We start from the raw sequence: 1,568 nt of genomic DNA, 5'->3' as shown, positions 1-1,568 counted from the left end.
GAATCGTTCATCACACATGAATATGCAACACCCTGGCTACAGCTCATGCATCAGGAAATGTTGCGGATTGAGGCCGGCCATTCAGACATCAATCCTTATGCTTTAACAAATGAAGCAGAATTTCTGGCCGTTGCTTCGGAATATTTTTTTGAAAAGCCTATAGCGTTCAAAAATAAGCATCCGGAATTGTATGCCCAGTTAAGCCGTATATTTGAACAGCAGCCTGACTATTCTTAATCTTCCAGATCCGGCCACTATATAAAATACTGGCCCCCTTTGGTCTTTAAGAAATGTTCAAAAGAAATATCTTCCTGTTTAATAAAGCCTTTGGCAGGTAGCCAACCTTTTGAAACCATTTCCACAACAGCATATAGACTTGCTGCAGTTGTCCATGAAATGGCACGCCAGGGCATTCCGTTGATCATTTTCGGTGTATAAGATTTGCTGAACTCTTGTCGGGAAAGATCATTCTTTACCCAGCCTTCAACAGCAGTATACACAACGACTACATCATCTTTGACCGGCGGCTTTGCGTTTTTCAAGATTTCCTCCAAGCGGGATCTATCGTCTTTTAAATGCAGTTCCTGCAACAAAAAATTCATCAAGTCACAGTGTCCAGGATAACGGATGGTCTTATAGTCGAGTGATTCTACCTTCCCTTCAAATGTATCGCACATGTTGCCCAAACCGCCAGAGGTATAAAATGCTTCATACTGGGCTCCTTCAAGGTTTATTGTTTCTTTGCCTTGCAGGGAGGGAACGGTTTTTCTTTTGCCATTGTAAATCACTTCGGCATCATTGATATATTCATTCACTAGACCAGTAGCCGACCAGGTTACTGAATAACCAAGTGCACCATCAGGGTGTTGAGGTAATGCTCCAACCCTTAATTTTATAGATCTCAAACGATCAAATTCCTTAGCCAGCGTAGCGCCTATAATGACAATAAGGCCGGGTGCAAGGCCACATTGTGGTGCCATTACTGCGGTGGATGTTTTGGCAAGTTCTATAATCTCCCCAGATGAACCTACATCTTCAGATAAATCGAAATAATGTTTGCCGAGTTGATGGGCAATGCGGGCAATGGCAATGTTTAGGAAAAACGGCAGGGCGCAAACAACGGCATCATACTTACTGATGGTTGCTTTCATGAAGATGTTGTCAGTTACATCGCCGGTTAAGGCTGTGAAAGGTAAGTCATGATGAGCATGGGGGACATATTTGTCTATTGCGGTTACTTTAAATTGCTCGCTTAACAGTATTGCAGCTAATGTGCCTACTTTTCCTGTGCCCAGACATAAGATCTTACTAATCATATAATTAATTTAAGATTTTTGAATGGCAATCAGGTAAACAAATGTTGGAATAAAAAGCGTACCCAAAAGTTTTAGGGATTGATCTCCTTTTCCTGTTTAGGTTAACTTAACTTGGATCAAGTCATAAACTTGTGGAGCAGGGGTTAAATTTCTAGCTTTGTGACTTATCATTTTACACACGATGCAAGAGAGCTACCTTCCCTTACTTAGTTTATTTCTTCCCGACTTTATTCTCGAACATTTTGAAATGAA

General features: G+C 41.1%; 2 protein-coding genes. One reads left to right on the top strand and one right to left on the bottom strand.

Annotated features, from left to right (window positions below; all coding sequences use genetic code 11):
- Positions 1-237: zinc-dependent peptidase (locus ACR2F7_RS16320; protein WP_432714606.1), on the top strand; the 237-nt coding region annotated here is incomplete at its 5' end.
- Positions 238-254: 17 nt separating this feature from the next.
- On the opposite strand, the gene ACR2F7_RS16315 is transcribed toward ACR2F7_RS16320, so the two are convergent.
- Positions 255-1,316: a saccharopine dehydrogenase family protein gene (locus tag ACR2F7_RS16315; RefSeq protein ID WP_432714605.1), complete on the bottom strand. Its 1,062-nt coding sequence runs from the start codon at positions 1,314-1,316 to the stop codon at positions 255-257.
- Between the last annotated feature and the right edge of the window lie 252 nt (positions 1,317-1,568).

Origin of the sequence: Pedobacter sp., assembly GCF_045628745.1 — a bacterium.
Classification (GTDB): Bacteria; Bacteroidota; Bacteroidia; order Sphingobacteriales; family Sphingobacteriaceae; genus Pedobacter.
Note: the sequence above shows the minus strand (reverse complement) of the source record. Positions and strands in the feature narration are given on the sequence as shown.

Coding starts and splice junctions, on each gene's coding strand:
- ACR2F7_RS16315 (WP_432714605.1), bottom strand. CDS start 1,316: ATGATTAGTAAGATCTTATGTCTGGGCACAGGAAAAGTAGGCACATTA.